21 protein-coding genes and 1 riboswitch are annotated in these 24,373 nt (G+C 47.3%); of the genes, 8 read left to right on the top strand and 13 right to left on the bottom strand.

Annotated elements, in window-relative coordinates; all coding sequences use genetic code 11:
- Positions 1-68: 68 nt before the first annotated feature.
- A complete protein-coding gene (locus tag AB4Z17_RS06525; RefSeq protein ID WP_441958837.1) occupies positions 69-1,304 on the top strand; it encodes an MFS transporter in 1,236 nt (411 codons plus the stop codon).
- A 260-nt stretch (positions 1,305-1,564) separates the two neighbouring features.
- Here the strand turns inward: AB4Z17_RS06525 and AB4Z17_RS06530 are convergent, their stop codons facing one another.
- The 6 genes from AB4Z17_RS06530 to AB4Z17_RS06555 form a co-directional block, all read right to left on the bottom strand.
- The gene (locus AB4Z17_RS06530) at positions 1,565-2,908 is read right to left on the bottom strand and encodes an FAD-binding domain-containing protein (RefSeq protein WP_441958838.1); all 1,344 of its coding nucleotides are present in this window, start codon (positions 2,906-2,908) and stop codon (positions 1,565-1,567) included.
- 157 nt (positions 2,909-3,065) lie between these two features.
- Entirely contained in the window at positions 3,066-3,542 is a 477-nt protein-coding gene (locus AB4Z17_RS06535) for a C40 family peptidase (protein ID WP_076271568.1), read from the bottom strand.
- A 3-nt stretch (positions 3,543-3,545) separates the two neighbouring features.
- A riboswitch (cyclic di-AMP (ydaO/yuaA leader) is annotated at positions 3,546-3,699 on the bottom strand.
- Positions 3,700-3,931: 232 nt separating this feature from the next.
- Positions 3,932-4,081, bottom strand: a complete 150-nt coding sequence (locus AB4Z17_RS06540; protein ID WP_179089944.1) for a hypothetical protein — start codon at positions 4,079-4,081, stop codon at positions 3,932-3,934.
- A gap of 35 nt (positions 4,082-4,116) precedes the next feature.
- Complete coding sequence (locus AB4Z17_RS06545; RefSeq protein ID WP_441912799.1) at positions 4,117-4,701, bottom strand: hypothetical protein; 585 nt, start codon at positions 4,699-4,701, stop codon at positions 4,117-4,119.
- A gap of 164 nt (positions 4,702-4,865) precedes the next feature.
- Complete coding sequence (locus AB4Z17_RS06550; RefSeq protein ID WP_441958840.1) at positions 4,866-5,681, bottom strand: hypothetical protein; 816 nt, start codon at positions 5,679-5,681, stop codon at positions 4,866-4,868.
- Positions 5,682-5,708: 27 nt separating this feature from the next.
- A complete protein-coding gene (locus tag AB4Z17_RS06555) occupies positions 5,709-7,724 on the bottom strand; it encodes a M1 family metallopeptidase (RefSeq protein WP_441958842.1) in 2,016 nt (671 codons plus the stop codon).
- 106 nt (positions 7,725-7,830) lie between these two features.
- Here AB4Z17_RS06555 and AB4Z17_RS06560 point away from each other — a divergent pair, with 106 nt between their 5' ends.
- From AB4Z17_RS06560 to AB4Z17_RS06580, 5 genes are all read left to right on the top strand, one after another.
- A complete protein-coding gene (locus AB4Z17_RS06560; protein WP_430053929.1) occupies positions 7,831-8,355 on the top strand; it encodes a YwhD family protein in 525 nt (174 codons plus the stop codon).
- 305 nt (positions 8,356-8,660) lie between these two features.
- A complete protein-coding gene (locus AB4Z17_RS06565) occupies positions 8,661-9,113 on the top strand; it encodes a sigma-70 family RNA polymerase sigma factor (RefSeq protein ID WP_441958844.1) in 453 nt (150 codons plus the stop codon).
- A complete protein-coding gene (locus tag AB4Z17_RS06570) occupies positions 9,110-9,661 on the top strand; it encodes a hypothetical protein (protein ID WP_441958846.1) in 552 nt (183 codons plus the stop codon). The genes AB4Z17_RS06565 and AB4Z17_RS06570 overlap by 4 nt, the downstream gene beginning before the upstream one ends.
- Before the next feature lie 32 nt (positions 9,662-9,693).
- Positions 9,694-10,872 carry a hypothetical protein gene (locus AB4Z17_RS06575; protein WP_441912804.1) on the top strand — a complete coding sequence of 393 codons (1,179 nt, stop codon included), beginning with the start codon at positions 9,694-9,696 and terminating at the stop codon, positions 10,870-10,872.
- The gene (locus AB4Z17_RS06580; protein WP_441958848.1) at positions 10,869-11,558 is read left to right on the top strand and encodes a hypothetical protein; all 690 of its coding nucleotides are present in this window, start codon (positions 10,869-10,871) and stop codon (positions 11,556-11,558) included. Before AB4Z17_RS06575 ends, AB4Z17_RS06580 begins: the two co-directional genes overlap by 4 nt.
- An 85-nt stretch (positions 11,559-11,643) precedes the next feature.
- On the opposite strand, the gene AB4Z17_RS06585 is transcribed toward AB4Z17_RS06580, so the two are convergent.
- From AB4Z17_RS06585 to AB4Z17_RS06615, 7 genes are all read right to left on the bottom strand, one after another.
- Positions 11,644-12,663, bottom strand: coding sequence for a GNAT family N-acetyltransferase (locus AB4Z17_RS06585; protein ID WP_441958849.1), 1,020 nt, complete (start codon positions 12,661-12,663; stop codon positions 11,644-11,646).
- A gap of 170 nt (positions 12,664-12,833) precedes the next feature.
- Positions 12,834-13,172: a cytochrome o ubiquinol oxidase subunit IV gene (gene cyoD / locus AB4Z17_RS06590; protein ID WP_076271578.1), complete on the bottom strand. Its 339-nt coding sequence runs from the start codon at positions 13,170-13,172 to the stop codon at positions 12,834-12,836.
- A gap of 1 nt (position 13,173) precedes the next feature.
- Positions 13,174-13,815, bottom strand: coding sequence for a cytochrome o ubiquinol oxidase subunit III (gene cyoC, locus AB4Z17_RS06595; protein WP_076271579.1), 642 nt, complete (start codon positions 13,813-13,815; stop codon positions 13,174-13,176).
- Positions 13,815-15,785, bottom strand: a complete 1,971-nt coding sequence (locus tag AB4Z17_RS06600; protein WP_076271580.1) for a cbb3-type cytochrome c oxidase subunit I — start codon at positions 15,783-15,785, stop codon at positions 13,815-13,817. The genes cyoC and AB4Z17_RS06600 overlap by 1 nt, the downstream gene beginning before the upstream one ends.
- Positions 15,786-15,796: 11 nt before the next feature.
- The gene (gene cyoA, locus AB4Z17_RS06605) at positions 15,797-16,612 is read right to left on the bottom strand and encodes a ubiquinol oxidase subunit II (protein ID WP_441958866.1); all 816 of its coding nucleotides are present in this window, start codon (positions 16,610-16,612) and stop codon (positions 15,797-15,799) included.
- 308 nt (positions 16,613-16,920) lie between these two features.
- A complete protein-coding gene (locus AB4Z17_RS06610) occupies positions 16,921-17,205 on the bottom strand; it encodes a hypothetical protein (protein ID WP_076271581.1) in 285 nt (94 codons plus the stop codon).
- A 181-nt stretch (positions 17,206-17,386) separates the two neighbouring features.
- Positions 17,387-19,495, bottom strand: coding sequence for a transglycosylase domain-containing protein (locus tag AB4Z17_RS06615; protein ID WP_441912809.1), 2,109 nt, complete (start codon positions 19,493-19,495; stop codon positions 17,387-17,389).
- A 509-nt stretch (positions 19,496-20,004) separates the two neighbouring features.
- On the opposite strand from AB4Z17_RS06615, the gene AB4Z17_RS06620 reads away from it, so the two are divergent.
- Both AB4Z17_RS06620 and AB4Z17_RS06625 read left to right on the top strand, forming a co-directional pair.
- Positions 20,005-22,974: a carbohydrate-binding protein gene (locus tag AB4Z17_RS06620; protein WP_441958852.1), complete on the top strand. Its 2,970-nt coding sequence runs from the start codon at positions 20,005-20,007 to the stop codon at positions 22,972-22,974.
- A 166-nt stretch (positions 22,975-23,140) separates the two neighbouring features.
- Positions 23,141-24,184, top strand: coding sequence for a LacI family DNA-binding transcriptional regulator (locus tag AB4Z17_RS06625; protein ID WP_441958854.1), 1,044 nt, complete (start codon positions 23,141-23,143; stop codon positions 24,182-24,184).
- The last annotated feature ends 189 nt before the right edge of the window (positions 24,185-24,373 follow it).

Genomic DNA, 24,373 nt, shown 5'->3' on the forward strand with positions numbered 1-24,373 from the left:
GAATGAAATAGGTTTATTATAACAGATAGGCGTGCGTTGATCGCGCGTAAATAAGGAGAAGCATCAAAATGAAGAAGTTGATCTGGCTAGGCTGCTTGTCATATTTAGTCATCGGCGTTGCCCATGTTGTGGGCGGATCTATCTTGGAACAGCTCATTGCTCATTATGGTTTAACCTATAAAGATGGCGGGCAATGGATTATGAATCAATTCCTCGGGTTCCTGGTGGGTGTTCTGTTAGCGCCATCTATTACTTCGAGAGTTGGAAAAAGAGGCGCAGTACTGATTGCGATGGGCGTACTGACGCTCAGTGAGGCGGCATACAGTTTGCTGCTGCCATGGGGCTGGATGCTCGCGATTGCTCCGCTTGCGGGTCTTGGCTTTGGGATGACGGAAGCGGTCGTCGGCGCAATGATTATTGATATGGCGAAAAACGGCAAGGCATCGGCGATGAGCCGATTGGAAACCTTTTTTGGCGTTGGCGCATTGTTGATTCCAATTGCAGCGGCTTATCTGATTCAGCATAGCATATGGCAGGTTTCCTTTCCGATTCTGGCAGCGATGTCAGGCATCACCTTTGTTCTCTGGCTGACGATGTCCTTTGGAGAGCTGGATGATGAGCTTGGTATAGTTGCTCGAACACCGGAAGTGAAGGAAGGCCATTCGAATGAGTTGGAAGGATTGCAATCCACTCGCGGTTCTGTCTTTTTTGGCTATCCGCGCAAAGCACTTCCATTTCTCTTGTTATCGGCTTTATTTTTTATGCTTTATGTAGGAATGGAAATGAGCTTCTCCAACTATCTGCCTTCTATTCTCATCGTTCGATCAGGCGTAGGAGAATCCAGTGCGGCAGCGGTGCTCAGCTTGTTCTGGGGAACGATGGTGCTAGGGCGTCTGTTTGCTGGGCTGTTGGCTGACCGAATGGGTTATTCGCGTTACTTGCTTATTGCTACAGCGGGCGCCTCGGTCGTTTTTGCTTTAATGGCTGTTATGGGTCAGCTTAGCTGGATGCTTGCCTTTGTCGCACTTAGCGGATTGTTCTTCTCGGGTATATTCGGTATCGCTCTTGTTTATGCCAATGAGCTCATTCCGGGTATGACGGAGAGGACAACGAGTTTGCTTGTAGCATTCGGCGGGCTTGGAGGAGCGATTTTTCCGCGTTTGACTGGCTGGATAATGGATCAGTACAATGTGCAATCTACGTTATGGTATATAAGCAGCTTAGTTATACTGCTGCTGCTTCTGTTAGCGGCGATGCTCCTGCTCGGAAGAAAACAAGTTCACAGCATACGATCCAAGGCTTAGCTGAACTGCAAATTATAAAAAAACCTCCACATTCGCTGTTTCAAAGCGGGTGTGGAGGTTTATTTATTATTAAACGTGTTATTCTAGGGCGTGTCTGAGAACTCTGAGGACAGCAAATTTTGCCGAATTTTCGTTCCATGCAAGGCGCATTTGTGAAGGCGTACCGGGGGTACGTCAAGCAAACGGAACGAAGCAGGGGGCGAAAAGGCGGTGAAAGGTGCCACTGAACGGGTTTTCAGACACGCCTTAAATGCTTTCAGCTATTTAAGAATGGTTTTGTATACCTCTATGGCGCGCGCGCGTGATGCTTTCAAGTCGACGATGGCACCGCTTTGCGGCTGATGAATCTCTTTGTCTGTCAGATGATTCAAATGAGGCAGCCAGCGCCTAATATAGCTGCCGCTAGGATCATGCGTTTGCGACTGAGTTGCGGGATTCATGATGCGGAAGTAAGGCGCTGCGTCATACCCTAGTGAAGAGCACCACAGCCAGCCGCCGCGATTAAGCGTGTTGTCATAATCGCTTAAGTGAAGGCGGAAATATTGTTCGCCAAGCGTGAAGGGACATAGCAGATTTTTAGTTAAAAACATGGCTGTTACCATTCGCAAGCGGTTGGGCAGCTCACCTGTACGATTGAGCTGCGTCATGGCCGCATCAATGATTGGAATGCCGGTGGCAGCTGCAGCCCATGCTTCTAAATGAGCATCTGAGAGCTTGGACATATCAGCGAGCTGCTCGTAACGAAAGAAATCATCATGATACATCGCTTGGTATAAATAAAAATCACGCCATGCCAGCTGCCGTACCCATGATTCAGACCCCGGAAGCCCTTGGGTTATTTCGTAGGCTTGGCGGGCGGAGATGGCGCCCGTATTAAGGAAACGTGCAAGCTGGCTTGTATGATCATCGGCATAAGCGTCCCTGCTCTCCGAATAAGAGGCAAGGCGTTCTCGTACGAACCGTTCCAGCTTGGATAATCCTTTGGACGATCCGTGCACGTTCGTGCCGCCTAGGGCGCGCGAAACGGATTCAGGCAAAGCGAAGGATTGCGCAACCTTGGCATTAATTTCGCTTAAGGTAGCAAGCTCATGAATCGTCGTTTCACTCATTGGGCTATAGCACTCCAGCATAAAGCTGCTCCACTTGCGATAAAAGGGTGTGAAAACCTTGTATGGCTCCATTTTTCGAGCAAATGCCGGGAAAGCATCTAGATCAGCAAGAGGTGAATCGGCAATAGACATCCATCGGCGGCCAAGGCTGCGTGTGGTTAGCCCAAGCTGCTCATCTCGCTGCCGTGAGTAAGGCGTATAGTCTGTATGAACAATAACCTCATCAATGGGATGCGCATGCAGCAGTGCTTCGGTGATCGCAGCAGGATTACCATAAAGCACATGCAGTTCCTTTCCTGCATTAGAATAGCTGTGCAGAAGTGAGGCGGCTTGCGCCATGAAATTCCGGCCGCTATGACTAGTTAAACGGCCATCTCCTGTAATAACGGGATCTATGATTAGCAAATGAATGCCTTGTTTCTCTTTTTTCTTCAAATAATCAAAAGCGCGCAAATCTGCAATACGCAAATCCTTGCGGTGAATAAACAAATACATCAGTGATAACTCCTTCCATAAGCGCAACATTGAACGGCCGCATTCCAGCTGGAATGAAACAGCAAAGCCGCAAGTCATTTGTCGTCAGAGGACAAAAACTGCGGCTTTGCTAGATGAGTCTACCCGTTCAACCCTCAAGAAGAGGGATTAGGTTGCTCTATTTTACGTCAACGTTGGCTTGGTATGAATCAGCATCCATGATACGACGAGCAGTTACATATCGTCCCTCATAGTACTCGGAGTTAAGTTTGTCAGTTACAACGCCTCTGCTCGAGGACGAATGTACAAACTTTCCATCTCCAATGTAAATGCCAACATGGGATATGGCGCTATTATTGCCGCCAACTGTGTCGAAGAACACAAGATCTCCCGCAATGAGGTCAGCCTTAGCGACCTTTGTACCTTCTTTTGCTTGCGAACCAGAAGTACGTGAAAGCTCAATGCCCATTTTCTCGAACACATAGCTCGTGAAGCCGGAGCAATCAAAACCTTTCGACGACGTTCCGCCGCTTTTGTACGGAGTACCAATAAGATCATTGACAATTCCGTTCAATTTTGAGTCAGCGAAAGCGCTTCCCGCTTGAAAAGCGAGCACGAGAACGAGACCCAGGATTAATGCGGTAATCTTCTTCAATTGTGAAACTCCTTCCAATGCCGACGAGGTTAGCTGTGGGGTTCGGTTGAAGGCTCCCTATGATTCCTCGGGCGTTTGAAAAAAACTCAAACGTCGGAATCAATTCACCCAAAGTGGTTCCCCCGTATCCCAATAGGGAATTAGGCAGTTTTTTTATTGCTTTGAGAAATATTCGATTATTTTCAATGATCTCCTGCTTTTAGTGGCAATTTCTAATAATTCTCATGTAACCTTTTGACAATTTGCTTCGTTAAACCGTTCTTTCTGTAATATAAACACGCCACAGTAGTGCTTTCTAACTAAATACATGGAGTCAATTTCATTAATTATGTGGATGTTGTGTAAAATATACCGATTTGTCCTTTTGGCGCTATATCGCAAGGACTAGCTTAAAGTGCCGTAAACGGCGGTATTTCACCATTTTGCTCCTCATAAATTAGAAAAATCTCATCTATATCACTCGTGAATAAGAGTAGATTCAGACAGCCTAGCTGCTGCTCCAGATAGAGCGGCAGAAATAGACAAAGGAGGCTGTTCATGAGAACAGCCCCCTTTGGGCAATCGAAAAAAAGATTTATTTTGCAGTAACGATTTTTTCTGAAATGAGCTGTGGATCGTTGTTTTTTTGCTGCATCCAAAACTGTACCTTGTATTTTCCAGCATTTTTGAAATCGTAGGAAACGAGCTTGGAGCTGAACCAAAAGGTGTCTTTTTCGACGAACTCTTTAAAATCATCATCGTCTTGGCTGCGGCTGTCGATTGTCGTTTCCTTATCATTAGGATCAACAATGGTCACTTTGAACTCTGAAATCGCCATATTCAAATTATCGATTTGCGCTTGCACTAAAAATTTCTGAACACTGCCTTTATCAACCTGTCCGAACATAGCTCGCTTCTCGTTCATTAGAAACATATGCACATTGGGCTTCTGAATAATGAGCTTCTTATCATTGCTCTTCCATTGGACGAAGGCTTGAAGGGTGTCGCTTAAAGAACGAATACTAATATAAACCTTATCGTCTACAACGACAGCATCGTCAGTGGATTGCTTATTATTATAAAGGAGCGTTACCTTCTGAAATAGTTTGTCTGCTGCAACCAATGAACCGCCCGATAAGAGCAATACCATGGATATAATAACTAGTTTTTTACGCATCATTTGTGAATATCCCCCATTTTTGATTTTCTTTCAGTTATTTATACAGAACTGCCATCATTTAGTTGCGGTTAGTTGCAAAAAAACCTCCACACCACAGCAAAGCGTGGAATGAAGGTTTATTTTTGCTTCAGCATCCAGAGGACGCTGAAGGCTTTTTTGGTTTGCTACATTCTTTTCGTTTCCAGGAAGTCATATTGCGCGGCAATCGTCCAGACCTTCATCAGCGTTTGAATGAGATAATAACCCTGATGCAGGATGAGTGCCAACAGTCCGGCCCACAGCATGGAGAGACTTGTCACCACAATTCCAGCGGCTGCTCCAATCCCCCACATGATGAGCGACACAGCTGCATAGGTGAGGAAATTTCGGAGAGCGTGCCATAAGGAACGGAATATGCTTCCTCCTGATGCAGCGCTGAATTGCATGGCTAGAAACAGCAGATGCAGCACTGTGCCCMATAGGAGCCATAGAAGGGCGCTAGGCAGCACCGTTTGCAGCAGCTCTGGAATAGAGCCGCTCACTAGAAGCGCATCCAGTGAGTGCGGCAGCACATACCAAGCAGGAGCCACAGATAAAATAACCTCGATCCAGTAAAGCAGAACTACAGGCTTCCAAGCTTTGCGAATGCCTTCTAGAAATCGTGTCCCTCCATTCGATCTGGACTGATTTAACGAATAGAATAGACCGGCATTGAATAAGGGAGTGATCAGCATTCGGGCAACTAGGAGACCGCCCAGCGTCCAGAGGTAAGGATTAATGAGATCGGTCTTGAACAGCTGGAATTGTGCTTCGGTCATGAATAGCTGAACGGCTGCTTCTGAAGGAGCAGAACTCGGATATCGACGCAGCAACGGAGCTACGACCGAATCAATGAAGCGGTAAAGGAAGAACCCCCAGATCAGCTGATAAAGAAATAATAAAACAACAATGTAAAAATGTTTCACCGCTAACCGCCAGCCTTGCTTCAAATGTATTTTCATCGTTTATCGCTCCTTGAACGCAATTACTTACCAGCTCAGCGACCCGAGCAGTCCTTCAATTAGTTGGACAACGCCGAGGCTCCATCTCGTGCGTGTATCCTCTGGCAGCTGAGCCTGCATGTAGTTGTTAATGAGCTTATTATCAAGCACATTGCTGTTGTTTGGGTCAACGACTGCCCATTCAAGCGGAGCGGAATGCAGTTGTTTATATTGCATATGGGATTCCTGAGTATCCCAAAGCTTTGTTATCTTGGTGCCGTCAGTAAACTTCATCAACACTTTTATCTCGCCATTGCTGCCGCCGTTTTTCTTAACGAGTACAACAGATTCATACATCTCAGCACCATCTTGGGCGACTGGGCGTACATGAATCGATTCGATTGAAAAGTCGGCCATTTTGTTGCCGTAGACATATTGGCTGAAATAATCATTCCATTTCGTTTTTGTTACCTGTTCGACAACACGCTGGAAGTCTGCTGTCGATGGATGCTTGAACTTATACTTTTGGAAATAGGTTCGCAATATTTTTTGCATCGTTCTGGAGCCGACCTGATTCTCGATGCCAATGAGCACCAGCTTTGCCCTCAAATATACATTCTCGGCATATTGCGAGTGGCTGGCGTATGACCAAGATTGCTGCTTGAGCGGAGCAGGGTTGGTCATATAGCTCGCTTCCATGCGCAAATTCGGCTCCAAGCCGTATGCCGTCTCCATTACTTTATCCTCGGCATAGGACGTAAACCCCTCGTCCAGCCATGCCTCCTCGAATTCATTAGAGGCGACCATTCCGTACCAATATTGATGGCCAATCTCATGCACGACCGTACGTTCAAGATCGTAGCCTGGGTTATCATTTTCTGCAGCGAAAGCGGTTATGAGTGTTGGATACTCCATGCCGCCAGCTCCGTTCGCTCCTTTGGGCGGAACGACGATCGACAGCGTACTATAAGGATATTCACCATACCACTTGGCGTAGCTTGAGAGTGCGGACTTGGCTGCATGCATGTAGCGATCCTTAAGGTCAGCATGCGCAGGATCAAGATACAGCTTAATGCGTACACCGGGAATGCCGGTATCTGAATAAGCAGTCTCTTCATAAACGAAGTCTGGTGAGGCCGACCAAGCAAAATCATGAATATCATCAGCATAAAACTGGTAAATTTTTGTTGCTTCCTTGATCTCGATAGGCTTTGTCTGGAAGCCCGTTGCAGCGACGGTGTAGTTCTCAGGCACATTAATCCGAACGCTGTATATGCCGAAGTCGCTGTAGAACTCAGAATTGCCATGATATTGATGGACATTCCAGCCCTCAGCTGTACGTCCGCGCATGCCGGCTGTCTCATATACAGCGAGCTTTGGAAACCACTGCCCAGCCATCACGAAGTTGCCGGAATAGCCCATTCTTGCGAATACCTCTGGGAGCTTCACCTCGTAGCTCATTCGCAGCGTTACGGAGGTGCCGGGAGCGATAGGCTCCGGCAAGCGGATTTTGGCCAAAGTAAAGTCATTGGCATTGCCATCGTCAGGTTGTACATATTGAAGGCGTGGCAGCAGGCTCTCTCCGTTCAGCGTTTCTAGCGTAAGCAGGTTCATATAGCCTTGGCTATTGGTTGTTGCTTTGTCCTGGCGCAGCTTGCCGCCGGATTCTTTCATAAACGTGGTTTTGCCCGATTGAAAGGCGTTCGGGTACAGATGGAAATAGAGCTCGGACACTGTTTTTTTGCCAGGGTTAGTCCAAGTTACGGTTTGCTCACCGTTCAGCTGCTTTGCATCATTCGTTAAATGCACGTTGATATGGTACTCAACGACACGTTTGCTCAGCTCTTGCGGTTTAGGTGTGATGACCGTATTCGGCTCCTGCACGGCAGGCGGCTTGACCGACTTTTGGGCAGGCGCTAGTGCTTGCTTGGCGTTAGCGGCGGGGGCGAAAGCATAAGTATATTGGGATTGCCAAGCAGTCCCGAAGTCATGCTGCATCGATATCCCGAGCAGCGCGACTGCGAGTATTACGAGTAAAATTCGTTTGAAATAGCGTGGAGTCATTGAACGTTTCCCTCCCGTTGACAAGCATCTACAGCATGTATATGTTTGCTTTTCGATGATTATTAGCTAAAATGGAATTATTGTATCGGGGAAGGTGTGAATACGAATGACGGAAGAACAAGGACAGCCGGCTGAGCCGGTAAAGAAAGAAAAGAAATCACTGTCGCTCAACGTAGTGAGCAGCAAACAACATAAAGGTTTTGGAGCAGGAACGATCGATTTGAGCGCGGTATCCTGTGTTATTATTGATGATGGCGTTGCTTATATCGATGTTGGCGCTATGCATGCAAAGAGTAAAGTAGAGCGTGGCATTAAGTTTACGCCAAACAAAGAGGATACTCCGAACGGTCGTCAATGCTGGATCGTATGGGTAGCGGTTGACCGCAATGAAGAAGGCTCCTATTACGCGGGCGCTACGGCATGCGAGATGCTGATTGATTCCGAGGCGCGTCGCGGGTGGAAGCTTCTCCCGGATCACGTGAACAAGCTGGATCAATCACTCAAACGCCGCTATAACTTGTCCGAGCTTGGCGATGTCGATAAATCGGCGCTTCGCAAGCTGCTTGTGGAGCATAATCTTGAGTGGTGGGATCGCTCCCCAGATGAGCTTAAGCAAGCTTTGAACGTATAACGGCTGGCGTTATTAGCAGCAGATTGAGTTTATTGTGAATTTTGGATGAGAACCTCATCGTTCGTAGGCTAGTCCTATCGAGTGATGAGGTTTTCCGCGTTGATAGAGGCTGTTAAAGCATTATAATAATTTTTTTGGCAGCAAGTGCAGGGTATGCGGGACAAGCTGGCGTCTATTAGATTGGGAAGGAGGGGAGCGACATTCAAGACGAGGATTGGATCAGAGAGGTACAGAAGGGCGGGCCCGAGCATTTTGGTCCTTTTGTACAGGCATATGGTCCTTATATATATAGAACAGTCTTCGCAGTGCTTCGTTCACCGCATGATGCGGAGGATATTACACAGGAAGTGCTGCTGCAAATTTATCGCTCCCTTCCGGATTGTCGATTGGATGGGCTCAAAACATGGATTACCCGTATTGCCGTCAATCGAGCGATCGATTTCAAACGCAGCCGTGCACGAAAGCCAGAGGAGCTAATGGATAGCGAAGCGATGTCTGAAAAAGTACATGAAGAACTTGTATCTGCTCCTGCTGCAGAAACATTAGCGATCGAACAGGCGGATAGGCAGCAGATACGAGATCGAGTGGAAGAAATGCCGGAAAACTATCGTGAAGTCATAACCGCTTATTATATGGAAGACAAGTCATATGAACAAATCGCAGCCGAAACTGGACTTGAACGCAAAAGCGTAGAGTCCAGGCTGTACCGGGCAAGAGGCTGGATGAAGCGCCATTTTCGGAAGGAGGACTTCGAATGATGATTGAGCATATTTCTTCTGATCAAATGTTTCGTTACGTAAACGACAGACTGGTTGAGGCTGAGCGTATACCGGTTGAGCAGCATTTGGCTGCTTGCGACTTTTGTTTGCAGCTGTTCGTCATTGCGATTGAAACAGCTGAGGGCGAGATGCAGCGGGCAGATTCTCATTTAACGACGCCGCTGCCTAACATGGAGCAAATAGAGAAGCGTGTCGTGGAGCAATTGATGATGGAGCAGGAACATGATCATGAAGAAGTCGGGGCAAGTACTATACAAGAGAAGCCTCGCCGTCTGCGGACATGGCTTCAGCATCCGGTAACGCATTACACCATAGCAGCTTCGATTACGCTGCTCCTGCTCGCCAGCGGTACTTTTGCCTCCTTCTCTCAGAAGCTGGCTCAGCTTGATATGAATGAGAATAAACAGCAGGATATAAGGCCGAATCCGCCAGCGGCGGCAGGTGGACATTCCGAATCTTGGTCAGACAGAATGGTTGATCAAACCGGATCGTGGCTCGATGGCTTAAAAGCATCTCGATTTAGATAAATGAAAAAACGAAGATAGAAGGGAATGAATCAATGATGAATAAAAGCCCGTTAGCGGCGTTCTTTCTTTCCTTTTTACCTGGCGTAGGACATGCCTATGCTGGTCGCCCAGTACGTGCGGTTTTGTACGGGGGAGCTTTCTTTGGTTCGATAGGATTGTGTATGCTATTTGGATTAATGGGCGGGTATATGGAGGATACAGTTTATATCTTTTTGTTATTTGTAGCGGCGATGGCGGGAATCATTAATATGATTGACATGGTCATCTTCTTGCTGCTAGGCAAGGGATTGCCGTCAGGCGCTGCTAATCAGCATCCATTCGAGCATCCTGCTGATCATTTCTCGCCAGGCTTCGTTCCTTTGGAGCAGGAGCGCCAGCGCGAGAAGTCGCGTACCATCATGTTCTCTCTGATTCCGGGTCTAGGGCATATGCATATGGGGCTTATGCAGCGGGGCATTACCTTCCTCATTTCCTTCATTGGCTGGTTTGCGATTATCGTCTTCTTAGGCACGATAACGCACAGGGCAGAGCTGCTCGTTTTTCTTTTGGCGCTTCCCGTTATTTGGATATACAGCATGTTTGACGCAATCAGCCAGCTGCATGCCAAGCAGCGAGGGGAGCATGTGGCGGACCGTGCTATATTTGAGGATATGGAATCGTATATCGCCTCTGGGCGTAAAAGCAAAGTACTGGCTATCGCATTAGCTATTTTTCCAGGTGCAGGACATCTGTATCTAGGTTTGCAAAAACGCGGCCTGCAGCTAATGGGCGGTTTTCTTCTCGCCGTCTATATTATGGACAATTTGCGCTTGTCGCTGTTTTTTTTCCTGCTTCCGCTGTTCTGGTGCTTTGCTTTCTTCGATGCGCTGCAGCAGACGTCTCGATATGAGCGTCAGGTGCTTACCGATGAACCGGTATTGACGCAGCTTGTCCCTTATCAGCGCTGGTTTGGTTTTGGGCTGCTGGGATTCGGCGTTTATTACCTGCTCGATCGTGTAGCTGTAGAGGTTACTTCTCATTTCTCAAGGGAGCTTTATTCCCAATACATGCAAATTAAATATATGATACCAACGGCTGTTGTCGCATTTATTATGATTATTGTAGGCATGCGTCTAGCTTTCGGAAGCAAGGCATCTCCGGTAATGAGCAAAGGTAAACCGCCAGAGCTTCATAAGCCGGTGCCAAGAAAGTACGAGGAGGATTCGCATTGAACACCAACACGGTAAATATGGCTGAACCGTCTGTCAATCAACCATCAGGCGTTCGCACTTGGCGCGTCGGCTCATTATCCATGGGCGTGACGCTGATTCTCGTGGGGACAGCGTTAGCTGTCTCTCTATGGCAGGACATGGAGGCTTACGAAGTGCTCGTCTGGGTCGCACCCGTCGTTTTCATTATGCTTGGAGCGGAGCTGCTGCTTTACTTGAAGTTTTCTAGCAGTGCGCGTACTATCGTTCGTTATGACTGGATGAGTGTCTTTTTTGTAGGAATGGTTGGAACAGCCAGTCTCGGGCTTGCACTGCTCATGTCAACGGGCTTGTTCGATGAGCTGCAGCGAGGGCTGCAGATGACGCAGCGATCGGCATTCGTGGAAACGAAGAAAATAGGGGTGCCTGCTGATATTAAGAAGATTGTTGTGCACACCTTGGATGGCGTGACGCTTGAGCAAACGGAAACACGCGAGCTTAAGTTGTTTGGCCAAATTCGATATTGGTCATCCGAGAAGTATGAGCGATTGGACAATAAAATGCTGAAAACTGATGTTGTTGGCTCAACAATGTATGTCATGGTTGGTTCCGTGGATCACCGGGACGGCGGCCTAATCTCAGACACGGTCAGCCCGGAGCTGACATTAATTGTACCGAAGGATGTAGAGGTCGTGGAACAGGGACGTTAGTAGTGGAATTGGAAAAGCAGCTTGAAGCGGGATGTTCTCGCTTCAAGCTGCTTTTTTTTAGAGAGGGGATATGAGGAGTTGTCGTTCATTGCTGTACTTCGATGGGCAACTTACTCAACACCTCTTGAAGAGGAGCTAGGACACGATAGGAGCCGCGAAGAGGAACATAACCTAACTTGCGATTAATGCTGAGAATAGGTGCATTTGTTGAGTCATTATCTGTACGGATATATGCGGCTTGATGCTTCTGAGCAAGCTCAATCGCTTTGAGCTTTAGAGCAAAAGCAATCTTCCTGCCGCGATATGCTCTGCTTACGCCGGTATATTCATGATACATCCCGCTTGTTTGTGGATTAAGCAGGACATTAGTAACCCCCACGAAGCGGTCGCCGTCAGCAGCGATAATCACTTGCTCAGGCGCATAGCCGTCTACTTTCAAATACCATTTGCGCCATTCGACGAAATCAGGGACCTCACCAAGATATCCGGGAATGTCCACCAGTGTTTCTTTATAGATCTCATATAGCTTCTGTTCGCTTTCTTCACCGGGTTCATCGGCAAGCGTTAGGAAGCGTAGCGCCCCAAGGTCTGGCATGCTTGGAAACTGCGGTTGTTGCGCTCCATCATGATCACCAAGTGTAAGGACGGACTGGAAGGCATGGCGTTCAATTACAAAAGCATGTCGCTTTGCAAACCGAATCGCATCCTCATTATCGTCCCATACTTCAGTAATGAGCGTAGAAGCGCCGATTTTCAGAGCCCATTTGCCAATGTGAGCTAACAGCAATTGGCCGATTCCCTGCTTGCGATAAGGCTCTGATACGACAAGCGTATTGCATAAGTAGCCAGGCTCTGTCCAAGGCGCCCGCCACGTCCAGGCGTAGCCGACAATATCGCCTTGCTCATTTACTGCAACCTGCCGCTCGCGATCGTATCCGGCAAGCAGTCCGTTCTCATCCATCCATGTATGTCCAATCTCATACAGCTTCTTATCTGCATCGTGCAGGTTCTCAGCAGTCGTCGGTTCTGACCACACTTGATTAAGCAATTGTGCAAGCTGCTCGTAGTCCTCTGGCAGCTGCRAGGGGCGTAGTGTAATGGACATGGCGTCCCACCTCATCTTTCGTTTCGGTATTCATATAAGATGATTATGGCACGGATGAAGCAGCCCTTGATAGGGAGAGTTTGACTATAAGCATTAAATAACAAACGAAAAAAAGCTGCGCCAAAGTCTGATAGACTTTAGCACAGCTTTATATTTATTCATATAGCCGATTATGAAGCGACGGCAACGGCATTGTAAGTCATAATCCATACAGAACCTGCAACGATCGTCAGCAAAATAACGAGGCCGAATATAAGCGCCATCAGGTTGAAGCGAGGTTTCTCCTCATCCCGTATGTGCATAAAGAAGATAAGCTGAACAGCAAATTGCAGAACTGCCGTCACAAGGATGAGCAAGGTTGCAGCTTTTTTGCTGAGCAGGTCATTCATTACCACGACAAGCGGAATGATTGTCAGAATGATGGAGAATAGGAAGCCGATCACATAAGACTTCATCGATCCGCCGTGGGACCCGTGTGCGTCCTGCGAATGTGTGTTATGGTTTTCCATCCTACATCACCCCCATCAAATAAACGATTGAGAATACGAAAATCCATACGACATCCAGGAAATGCCAGTACAAGCTGATGATGCCGACTTTGCGCTTCGTAACGGGTGTAATGCCGCGGCGTCTAATCTGAAGAATTAGTGCAATCATCCAGACTAAGCCAAGCGATACGTGAAGTCCGTGTGTGCCGACGAGAACGAAGAAGGCTGACCAGTAGGCACTTGTTCCGATATTAGCGCCTTCGTGCACCAAATGCATGAACTCATTTACTTCAAGATAGATAAATGAAGCGCCGAGCACTGCTGTAATGGCGAGCCAAAGAATAAGGCCGCGCTTGTTGCCTTTGTTCATTTCAAGAACAGCTATACCGCTTGTAAAGCTGCTTGTCAGTAGAATGAAGGTCGAAATGATAATACCGTTCATCTCAAGCAATTCGGCACCTGTCGGTCCGCCGTCTGTGTTGAGACGGAGGACGACATAGGTTGCGAATAACGTACCGAACAAAATAACGTCGGTTATAAGAAACAGCCAGAAGCCGAACATTTTCATCGATTCTTGATCGTGATGATCGTCATGGTGACCGCCGCCGTGTCCAGCGCCGTGTCCGCCATGCGCTCCTGCTGGAGTGGAAACTGCATGTGCCATTATTTTGTCCCCCTTAACGCTGCTTCCGTACGTTCAATCTCATCCACCGGAATGTAATAATCGGTATCGTAAGAGAACGAACGAACAAGCATACATACGGCTACGCCGACTAGACCTGGTATGGCCATCCATAGCCAATCCCATACGAAGCCGAAGCCTGCAATAAACCAGCAGATCGACATAATGAATGGAATACCTGAATTTTTCGGCATATGAATCGGTTCAAGCGGCGCAAGTGGTTTAGCTGGCTGACCATTTGCAATGCGCTGCTTTTCTTCCCACCACTCGTCTTGGCTAGTAACCTGTGGCAAGCGAGCAAAGTTATATAGCGGCGCAGGTGATGGAATCGACCATTCGAGCGTACGGCCATCCCATGCATCGCCATCTTTTTCTTTCTTGAAAAACTTGATGCTGTGAGCGATTTGCCATACTTGGAAAATAAACGCGATACCCATCAAGAATGCTCCAACCGTAGAGACGACGTTCAAAGGCTGCCAGCCCATATCGAAGTCATATTCGTTGAAACGACGCGTCATACCCATTAAGCCAAGTGCGTATTGCGGCATGAAACAAACATAGAAGCCGATGTTCCAGAACCAGAATGCCCATTTGCCAAGACCTTCATGCAAACGGAAGCCGAACATTTTTGGCCACCAGTAGTAAAGGCCTGCGAAGTAACCGAACACAACGCCGCCGATAAGCACCTGATGGAAATGCGCGATCAGGAAGTAACTGTTATGGAACTGGAAGTCAGCAGGTGCGACAGACAAGAGCACCCCGGTCATCCCACCGACAACGAAGCAGGGAATAAATGCTACCGTCCACATCATCGGAGTCGTAAACCTAATTCGGCCTCGATACATCGTAAACAGCCAGTTGAATATTTTAACCCCGGTCGGGATTGCGATAATCATCGTCGTCAAAGCGAAGAAAGCATTGACGTTGGCGCCTGAACCCATTGTGAAGAAGTGATGCGCCCATGTAAAGAAGGAGAAGAAGCTGATCGACATAAGCGCGAATACCATTGATTTATAACCGAACAATTTTTTCTTCGAGAAAGCCGAAACAATTTCAGAGAAAATACCAAAAGCAGGCAAGATAACAATATATACTTCAGGATGTCCCCACATCCAGATGAGGTTGATATACATCATCGGGTTGCCCCCGCCGTCGAGCGTAAAGAAGTGAGCGCCCAGATATCGGTCGATGAACAATAGGAACAAGGTAACAGTCAAAATTGGGAATGCGAAAATAATAGTTACACATGATGACAAGACAGACCATACGAACATCGGCATTTGCATAAGCTTCATGCCTGGTGCGCGCATTTTTAGAATCGTAACGATAAAGTTAATACCTGTAGCCAATGAACCGATACCTGAGATTTGGATACCCCATATATAGAAGTCCTGTCCGAGTCCCGGACTTCCTGACAGCTCAGAGAGCGGCGGATAAGCGAGCCATCCTGCATCAGGTGAACCGCCGATAATGAAGGATACGTTAAACAGCATGGCACCGAAGAAGAACATCCAGAAGCTAAGGGAGTTCAAGAACGGGAATGCAACGTCGCGGGCACCAATTTGCAGTGGGACGACGATATTGAATAATCCGAACATAAGCGGCATCGCCATGAACAAGATCATGATTACGCCGTGTGTCGTAAAGATTTGGTTATAGTGATCCGGCTGCAAAAACTCCACTTCAGGCGCTGCGAGCTGAACACGCATGAGCAGCGCATCAACGCCGCCGCGGAACAGCATAAGAATAGATGCGATGATATACATAATACCGATCTTCTTATGGTCGACGCTGGTCAGCCATTCTGTCCAAAGCCAGCGCCATTTTTTGAAAAAGGTAAGCGTGAATATAATCGCCACAACCGACAGGCCGATGGATACTTGAGCCCCTAAAATAAGCGGATCGCCTGTGACGAAAAATTCGGACGCGAAATCTTTAATTTTGTCTAACATGAGGGGTCCTCCTACGTTACAATTTTATTGAACAATCCTTCTGGGAAGCTGGAGAACAACTGTACATTAGAAGGACCTGGTTCAGTAAGCTTCTCGAACCCATCCATTGTCAGTGCCGGTGACGATGCTTTAACCTCGCTTACCCAAGCTTTATAGTCCTCTTCGGACGTAGCATCCACCTTGAATGTCATTTTGGCAAAATCTTTTCCTGTGAAGTTAGCACCGGAGCCATAATAGCTGCCTTGCTCATCAGCCTGTAGGAATAAGGTCATCGCCATCCCTGACATGGAATAAATTTGTCCGCCGAGTTGTGGCACCCAGAAGGAGTTCATCGCCGTATCCGATGTTAACTGGAATCTAATCGGCGTATCTTCAGGAATCTTCAAATAGTTGACGGTCGCAATATCCTCTTCAGGGTATTTAAACAACCATTTCCAATCAAGTGAAGTAACCTGGATCGTAATTGGCGCCTTAGCTGACTCAATCGGTTTGGAAGGCTCGAGCGCATACGTGTATTTGACAGTGACTATAGCAAGAACAAGGATCGCTACAATCGGAATGCTCCACCAGGTAATCTCTAGCTTCGTGCTGTGCTCCCAGTTAGGCTTATAGGAAGCTTTACTGCCGGGCTTATCACGGTACCGCCAGACGATAACAGCTGTCAGGATAAGTACGGGCACGATAATAACCGCACACAGAATGGTTGAAAAATAAATCAAATCTTTCTGAGACTCGCCGATTGGCCCTTTCGGATCGAGCACGATGAATTGCTCGCCGCAGCCGGAAAGCATAACGGCCATTAGCATAATCAGTGCGGGTGTCAGCATACGAAGAAACGGTCTCATCATCAGTTCAACTCCTCAAAATTACTGCTTACGACTACAATAGCAGATCCACAAGGTAATAACTGCGGGGTTAACAATTACGTCAATAATTCGTCTTTATTCTGTAATAGAAAGTTCACGGCTTAGACAACTGTTAGATTTAGGAGCGTTCAGACAGTGAATTGTTCTTACATATAGTAACTTTACCCAAATAAAATTGTTTTGTCCCAGTAAAAGCAAATAGACAGTCGCATCTGGTCATTGACCGAATGTGACTGTCTATTGGTTAAGAGTGATGAAGTTAATTTTAATTATTGAGGCTCGTTAAAATCCTTTGACGACTGCTCTTGGTTAAGGCGTGCATGAACAAGTCCGATCGCTGTGCCAATAACATAAATATGAACGCTGCCGATTAGGAATCCGATGCCGACCATAAGTCCAACATTTTTATCGCTGAAATGGCTTAAGTTAATGAGGCTTAATAAAACGCCAATAGATAAAACGATCCAAGAGATGGCAGTCATTGCCTTTACGAGGCGCTTGACATCTGATTTAGAAGGCTGAATGTTGCTGATTGTTGCGGTTTTTGTTGTCATATTTAACACTCCCGATCAATTGTAAGTGTTTTCTTATCCATACTATACCACAACTTTGTGGTTTTGTTCAAAGAAAATTCACTTTTTGATCATAAGTTGGACAAAAATGCGCAAAGATCACGGTTGGTTCATTATTGGAAGGAACAAAAGCCCTCCTCATTAAAGGAAGGCTGCCGTTTGTTTAGTCTGTCCACCAGCGTTTCAAGTCATTCCACCAAGAGCGTCGTCCTGCTGTACCAGACCCATTTTGAGAGGCGTCACTGTCGTTATTTCCTGCACCCGCAGGCTCGCCGCATACATCAGTCGGCTCCGTTCCGCTGATGAAGGTTTCTAATCGTCTGTGCGGGCAGCTGCTTTCTGCAAGCTTGCCGCTTGTCGGATCGATATACACATTTACGATGCCTTCCGGAATAGGGAAAATCTTCGGCGGTATGGCAGACAGCGCTTGCTCTGTAAATTTGGCGAAAATGGGAGCAGCGCGATAAGCCTCGGCAACGGTTAATTTACGATCCTTATCGTAACCTACCCACACTGCTGTCGCTAGTTCAGGCGTATACCCAACGAGCCATGCATCTGTTGGGGTCGTACCCGTCTTGCCTGCTATCGGCCGCTTAATAATAGAAGATACGCGGAAAGCTGTTCCGCCTTCTTCAAATACACTCTCCATTAAACTGGTCATAACATAGGCTTCGGCTGGGGTGATGGCTTGCACTGATTTTTGTTTCGCTTCATATAATACCTGTCCTTTGCGATCCTCAATGCGGAGAATCGCAACCGGCTCCATGTGAATGCCGCCGTTTGCGAAAGTTCCAAATGCAGAAGCCATTTCGAATGGGCTGACTGGAAAGGTGCCAAGTGCAAGTGAAGGGACCGGCTTCATCGGACTTTCAATTCCCAGCTTCTTTGCCGTTTCAATAACTTTATCAGCGCCGACGGTCATGATGGTGTTAACCGCATAAATATTATCCGAGCTGGCCAGCGCCTGTCTCATATCAATCAGCTCATTCAAATACTTGTCACCGTAGTTGCGCGGTTCATACGTCTTCCGTCCCTCATCATAAGTGAATACAGTTGGTTCACTCTTATAACGGGTAACAGGTGACATAAAACCGCTTTGCAAGGCGGTTAAATATAAGAAAGGCTTAAAGGAGGAGCCGGGTTGGCGCGTCTTTGCAAACACTCGATTATATTGGTTGTTCTTATAATTTCTTCCGCCAACCATCGCTTTGATATATCCGGTGCGCGGATCTATAGCAATGAGCGCCGCCTGCTGCTCGGAATTTTCGGGAAAGCCCTTTGCAATGACCTCTTCAGCCGTTGCTTGCGCGGACGGATCAAGCGTTGTATAGATGGTAATTCCGCCCTCATTCAGCAAATGCTCATTAATGCCTAGCTTGTCGACAGCAATATACCTGATGTAATCGCGAAAATAAGGCGCAAACCCTTCCTGGTCGCCAGAGCCAAGCGTCTGGAAGCTCAGCATTTCCTTATAAGCGGCATCAGCCTGCTCGGATGTAATAGAGCCGCCTTCAAGCATCGCCTGCAAAATAGTAAGCTGGCGGTCCTTTGCATTCTTCATGTTAAGGTACGGCGAATAATACTTAGGACCCTTCGGAATGCCGGCAAGCATCGCGCTTTCTGCAAGCGTGAGCTCGGAAGCGTGTTTATTGAAGTACATCATCGCCGCTGCTTCAATACCATAGGAGCCGTGGCCATAATAAATTTGATTCAAATACATGCCCAGAATTTCGTCTTTGGAGTAATTCATTTCAAGCTGAACCGTGTACATCGCTTCCTTCAGCTTGCGCTGCCAGGTTCGCTCATGCGTTAAATATAGATTGCGTGCGAGCTGCTGAGTGAGCGTGCTTGCGCCTTGGCGTGCCGAGAAGCTTTGAACGTTAACCATAACGGCTCGCGCCATTCCCTTCATATCGAAGCCGCGATGATCGTAGAAGCGGCGATCCTCTATAGCTAAGGTTGCTTCAATTACATAATGCGAAATGTCGGATAGCTGCACAGAACGGCGGTTCTCTCCTGCATGAAACGTATCGATGACATTGCCATGCAAATCAAGCATTTGAGATGTTTGGCTAATTGCGGTGACTGGCAGCGATTGCGTACGTAAAAAGATAAGTGTACCGGCCAAGATGAGTATGAAAAGGGTGAATGCGGCTGCTGCCCATCTCAACCATTTCTTCATTTTCAGAAATTGGGGAAGGAACCTCTCGGTTATAAATGGAAAAGCAGGCCTGCGGCGCAGCTTACCCTGCTGGTTGGAATGTTTTTTCATGGAGCAGGCTCCCTTCATTGCAAAACTTCGCTTTTCCTTAGTATGGAAAAACGAAGAACACCCTATTCACGAAGAGGAGCGTAATCGTAAATATTTGTAAAAGGAGATTAAATAGTATTCATTATATAGATTGATCTTCATGCTCGAGTCAGTAGCTTTGCATTTCAATTAGCAGCCTGCAATACATTAATAATCGGCTTGAAATTAGGATGTTGACGATAAGGAAAACGCATGATAATCTCTGATTAAAGGTTTAACCACGAACGATTAGCGTTACTTGGTTAAACGTTTAATTGGTTATCGTAATCGTAAAATAAGGCATGGTATTATGCAAAGATCCATGAACCTTCCTTATAATGTGCTAATGGATCAAAAAATGTTCTATTGAAAGGTGGTGCTGCCTGACATAGTGGATATCGATTTATGTATGCGTTTACATTAAAATCGCACTTATTCAAATCAACGCAGGTAACTGAGCTTCTATTATATGAAAAGGATCGTGATGATTAATGACGAATAGCCTTAAGAAACGTCTATCCGTACTCATTATTATGAGTATGGTGCTCACATTCTTCGCGCAGGCGCAAACCAGCTATGCAGCTTCTTACGAGGCGGAGTCGGCTTCGCTCTCAGGGGGAGCCGTATATGCGAATGATCATACGGGCTATTCCGGGTCTGGCTTCGTTGGCGGTTTTACAGACGGCAATAAGGGAAATGCAGCTGTTCAGTTTACGGTAAGCGCGGCAGCAGCTGGGGTTCATAACGTAATCGTGCGGTATGCGAATGGGAATGGCAGCGCGAAGACGTTGAGCCTGTACGTAAATGGCGTCAAAATGAAGCAAACGACGCTGAATGCAACCGCGAATTGGGACAGCTGGACGACCAGTACGGAAGCATTGACACTCGCAGCAGGCAGCAATACGATCCGCTACAAATTCGACACTACGGACACAGGAAACGTGAACTTAGACAAAATTGATGTTGAAGCAGCCCCAGCTGCGCCAAACACCCTTGAAGCAGAAGCGGYGACTCTTACGGGAGGAACAACTATAGCTAATGATCATACGGGCTATACAGGAACTGGATTTGTTGGCGGCTTCACAGATGGCAACAAAGGAAGCGCGGCGGTACAATTTGCTGTTACGCCAGCCGCAGCTGGGAGCCGTGAGCTGACATTCCGATATGCAAATGGAACGGGCAGCGATAAAACGTTAAGCCTTTATCTGAATGGAACAAAGCTTCGTCAAGTGACGCTTCCCGCTACATCGAATTGGGACACATGGGGCACCAAGCTGGAAGTCGTTGCTCTGAATGCAGGCAGCAATGCCGTTAAGCTTCAATTTGATGCGGCGGATTCTGGAAATATCAATTTGGATAATCTCGTTGTAGGTGCTCTTACAACAATGCCTACACCAACCCCTACAGCAGCTCCAACACCAACACCAACCGTGACACCATCGCCTACGCCTACTGTAACACCAACACCAACACCAACGCCGGGTGCGGGATTTGTGTATCAAGCTGAGGATCAATTTTTCTCAGGCGGGGTAACTAAAGCATCGACCTATTTGCAAAACTTCACAAGCGTCGGTGCGAGAGCTGTTTTCACTGTTAACCTTACTGCGGAAGGGAATTCGGCCGTTGAGCTTCGCTACGCAAATGGAACAGGGGCGAGCAAGACGATAAATATTTACGTGAACGGTGTTTTTGTTAAAACAACAACGCTCTCAGCAACAGGAGGAGCTACCACTTGGGGCAGCCAAAGCGAGACGCTGAGCCTCCGCAAAGGTTTAAATACGATTACGTATCAATATGACAGCGGAAATAGCGGTGGAATAGCAATTGATTACATTTCCGCAGCAGGTGGAATCAGCTTGGCGGCGCGGGGAGCAACCGTACCTTATCAAGAGCTGGAAGCGGAGAGCGGCACGACGAACGCTCAGGTGCTTGCAGCAAACCGTACTTATTTGACTGTTGAATCCGAATCGTCGGGAAGACGCGCTGTAAAGCTGACATCTACTGGTCACTATGTGCAGTGGACAGCGCCACTAGCTGCTAACTCTGTTGTTGTCAGGTATAGTATGCCTGATTCAGCTGGGGGCGGCGGTACGAATGGAACACTTAGCCTTTATGTGAACGGAGCTAAAACACAGACACTCAGCCTGACGTCACGTTATGCATGGACGTATGGCGCTTATCCGTACAACGACAATGCTGCGAACGGCGAAGGACATCGCTTCTATGATGAGAGCCGCTTCCTTGTCGGAAACATTCCTGCTGGAGCTACGGTAAAGCTGCAGAAGGATTCTGGCGATACAGCTTCTTACTATACGATTGATCTTATTAACTTGGAACAAGTAGATGCCGCCTACACAATGCCTGCTAATTTCGTGAGCATTACCTCCTTCGGAGCTGTTGCGAACGATGCAGGTGATGATACGCAAGCGATTCGCGACGCTATCGCTAATGCGAAGTCGACAGGCAAAGCAGGCGTGTGGATTCCATCAGGCACCTTCCGAATGAATGACCGAGTGAATGTGAACGGTATCCATATTCGCGGCGCTGGCATGTGGTACTCTAATTTGCAAGGCACTAACGGGAAAGGCGGCTTTTATGGCGTAGGCGGTAATGTAACGATTACCGATCTTGCGATTACGGGAGATTCGCTGTATCGGAACGACGGTGCGGACCACGCTGCTTTCGAAGGAAACTTTGGAACAGGCTCGCTTATTCAAAATGTATGGATCGAGCATACGAAGGTGGGCTTCTGGCTGCAGTCTGGAACGGACGGTTTATATGTAGTCGGAGGTAAGATTCGCAATACATGGGCGGATGGAGTAAACCTTCACGGCGGTGTCAAAAATACAACGATCAGCCATTTCAGTGTACGCAACACAGGAGACGACGCCTTCGCAATGTGGTCGGACGGCTCACCGAATGAGAACAGCATGTTCCGCTATAATATCGCCCAGGTTCCTGTTCTTGCAAATACTTACGCCCTTTACGGCGGAAAAGACAACAAGATATGGGATAACATAGGCGCAGATACGGTGACGGCTTCTGCAGGCATCGTGGTCAGTACAAGGTTCAATGCGGTTGCATTTAGCGGCACGACTGAAGTGAAACGAAATACGCTGAACCGTACAGGCGGCTGGGAACGAAACTGGAACACGAGCTTCGGCGGTTTATGGATCTATGCAGAAAATCAGAGCATTTCGGCTCCAGTCGTTGTCGATAATGTTCAAATTAATGACAGCACCTATGAAGCTGTGAAATTCAGCTACAATCAATCGATAACAAACGTGAGCTTTAATCAAGTGAATATCAGCGGCGCCGGCACCTATGGGATTTTGTTTGATTCCGTTACCGGTTCAGGAACATTTAGCAATGTAACGGTCACAGGGGCTGCATCGGGAGGCCTATCCAATCCGAATAATCAGTTTGTAATAACTAGAGGTGCAGGCAACAGCGGCTGGTAGTATGCAATATAGGGGAAGCAGGCTGGCTCGCTTGAGCCGGTTTGCTTCTTCTTTTTTATATTTTCGGAGTACAAATTTTAGTGCCTCCACAAATAAGCTATACTATGATAAAACGTTTAACTCAAGGAGCCGGATGGGCTTTGAGACGAAAGAGAGCGATAAGAGGATGAAAAATGAAGTAAGCATCGTAGACGTTGCCAAGGTGGCTGGTGTATCGATTGCGACGGTATCTAACGTTATTAACGGCAAGGGAAGGGTATCGGGCACAACGAAAGAAAATATCGAGCGGGTAATTACCGAGCTTGGCTACACGCCAAATCTGCCTGCTAGAAATCTGAAGACTCGGCGTACGCATCTTGTTGGACTCGTCGTACCGATGATGCAGCCTGGGAGGCTGCAGGACAACCCATTTTATTGGGACCTGCTTACAGGTGTGGAAGAAGGGGCTCGTGATCGCCAATTTCATATTATTTTATCGGGTATTGATGAGAGCACAGAAACATTCACATTCGCCAAGGAGCGTCGATTGGATGGGTTAATCGTGATGGGGACGAATGAGGGCTCGCAGGCAGTTGATCGCATTGTAAACTTAGGCATGCCTGCCGTCTTTATTGATAGCTACTTGAAGCGGGAGGATCTATATCAAGTTAATTTAGAGGACAGAAAAGGAAGCTATCGCGCGATTCGTTATTTAATCGACCAAGGACATCGACGAATTGCGCTTTTAATTGGAGATATTCCGCTTGAGCGCATCACATATTACGGTGTTTTGCATGAGCGATGGTTAGGCTATAAGGATGCGCTGGCAGAAGCGGGTATTCCATACGATCAAGCCTTAATGATCAGGCTCCCGACATCGCTTGATGGCGGCTATCGCGCTGCGGATCAGCTCATCAAGCTTGCGGACGTGACGGCGATCTTCTCGTTTTCGGATGTAAGTGCAATGGGCTTGCTTAAACGGCTGCGAGAACTCGGCAAAAAGGTGCCGGAGGACTATTCGGTAATCGGCTTTGACAATTTGTCCATCTCTAGTTTTACTTCGCCTGCACTAACGACCATCTCTCAAAATATTTTGGAGAAAGGGCAGGAAGCGATCCGCTTGCTGCTCGATCAGATTGATGGCAACCCTGTTTTGGAGAGATGCAAGGCTTTGCCGGTAGAGCTGATCATTCGTGAGACGACAGGCTGCGTGAAGCCGGCAAATGGTTGAGAAGGACAGTATACAAAAGAACAGGTATGATCTTCTCAAGATGAATAAAGGCTGTCCCATGTTATGTGGGACAGCCCCTTGTTGTGAAACAGCTTCTACATATCGTACGGAAAATCAGGATATTATACTTAATAAAATCTTTGAAAAACGTTAATGCACGGATTGTCTAGAGTACTTGTAGTGATTTAA

The organism is Paenibacillus sp. TAF43_2 (assembly GCF_052113545.1).
Lineage (GTDB): Bacteria > Bacillota > Bacilli > Paenibacillales > Paenibacillaceae > Pristimantibacillus.

What these genes read in the sequence shown, in the direction of transcription:
- AB4Z17_RS06525 (WP_441958837.1), top strand. Translation starts at nt 69, where the DNA reads ATGAAGAAGTTGATCTGGCTAGGCTGCTTGTCATATTTAGTCATCGGC.
- cyoD (WP_076271578.1), bottom strand. Translation starts at nt 13,172, where the DNA reads ATGGAAAACCATAACACACATTCGCAGGACGCACACGGGTCCCACGGC.
- AB4Z17_RS06545 (WP_441912799.1), bottom strand. Translation starts at nt 4,701, where the DNA reads ATGATGCGTAAAAAACTAGTTATTATATCCATGGTATTGCTCTTATCG.
- AB4Z17_RS06625 (WP_441958854.1), top strand. Translation starts at nt 23,141, where the DNA reads ATGAAAAATGAAGTAAGCATCGTAGACGTTGCCAAGGTGGCTGGTGTA.
- AB4Z17_RS06610 (WP_076271581.1), bottom strand. Translation starts at nt 17,205, where the DNA reads ATGACAACAAAAACCGCAACAATCAGCAACATTCAGCCTTCTAAATCA.
- cyoC (WP_076271579.1), bottom strand. Translation starts at nt 13,815, where the DNA reads ATGGCACATGCAGTTTCCACTCCAGCAGGAGCGCATGGCGGACACGGC.
- AB4Z17_RS06530 (WP_441958838.1), bottom strand. Translation starts at nt 2,908, where the DNA reads ATGTATTTGTTTATTCACCGCAAGGATTTGCGTATTGCAGATTTGCGC.
- AB4Z17_RS06555 (WP_441958842.1), bottom strand. Translation starts at nt 7,724, where the DNA reads ATGACTCCACGCTATTTCAAACGAATTTTACTCGTAATACTCGCAGTC.
- AB4Z17_RS06615 (WP_441912809.1), bottom strand. Translation starts at nt 19,495, where the DNA reads ATGAAAAAACATTCCAACCAGCAGGGTAAGCTGCGCCGCAGGCCTGCT.
- AB4Z17_RS06570 (WP_441958846.1), top strand. Translation starts at nt 9,110, where the DNA reads ATGATGATTGAGCATATTTCTTCTGATCAAATGTTTCGTTACGTAAAC.
- AB4Z17_RS06600 (WP_076271580.1), bottom strand. Translation starts at nt 15,785, where the DNA reads ATGTTAGACAAAATTAAAGATTTCGCGTCCGAATTTTTCGTCACAGGC.
- cyoA (WP_441958866.1), bottom strand. Translation starts at nt 16,612, where the DNA reads ATGCTGACACCCGCACTGATTATGCTAATGGCCGTTATGCTTTCCGGC.
- AB4Z17_RS06540 (WP_179089944.1), bottom strand. Translation starts at nt 4,081, where the DNA reads ATGAACAGCCTCCTTTGTCTATTTCTGCCGCTCTATCTGGAGCAGCAG.
- AB4Z17_RS06560 (WP_430053929.1), top strand. Translation starts at nt 7,831, where the DNA reads ATGACGGAAGAACAAGGACAGCCGGCTGAGCCGGTAAAGAAAGAAAAG.
- AB4Z17_RS06575 (WP_441912804.1), top strand. Translation starts at nt 9,694, where the DNA reads ATGATGAATAAAAGCCCGTTAGCGGCGTTCTTTCTTTCCTTTTTACCT.